The 626-nt window shown below is 54.8% G+C and carries 1 rRNA gene; it reads right to left on the minus strand.

What is annotated here, in order from left to right:
- Positions 1–626 (minus strand): 23S ribosomal RNA (locus tag C5Y44_RS13165); the annotation flags it as partial.

Consider the following 626-nt stretch of genomic DNA (forward strand, 5'->3'; position numbering starts at 1 on the left):
TTGCCGCGGCTTCGGCGGTGTGCTTGAGCCCCACTACATTGTCGGCGCAAAACCACTCGACCAGTGAGCTATTACGCACTCTTTCAAGGATGGCTGCTTCTAAGCCAACCTCCTGGCTGTCTTCGCGATCTTACATCCTTTTCCACTTAGCACACCCTTAGGGGCCTTAACCGGCGATCTGGGCTGTTTCCCTCTCGACTATGAAGCTTATCCCCCACAGTCTCACTGCCGTAGAACACAACTGGCGGCATTCGGAGTTTGGCTGATGTTGCTAAGATGATAGTCCCGCTCAACCAACCAGTAGCTCTACCTCCACCAGGCTACTACGACGCTGCACCTAAATGCATTTCGGGGAGAACCAGCTATCACGGAGTTTGATTGGCCTTTCACCCCTACCCACAACTCATCCCCGCAGTTTTCAACCTACGTGGGTTCGCGCCTCCACGACGTCTTACCATCGCTTCACACTGGCCATGGGTAGATCACCCCGCTTCGGGTCCAGAACATGCCACTTGACACCCTAGTTAGGATTCGGTTTCCCTACGGCTACCCCACACGGGTTAACCTCGCGACATGCCGCTGACTCGCAGGCTCATTCTTCAAAAGGCACGCCATCACCCACAAAA

The organism is Corynebacterium sp. J010B-136 (genome assembly GCF_002967075.1).
Taxonomy (GTDB): Bacteria; Actinomycetota; Actinomycetes; order Mycobacteriales; family Mycobacteriaceae; genus Corynebacterium.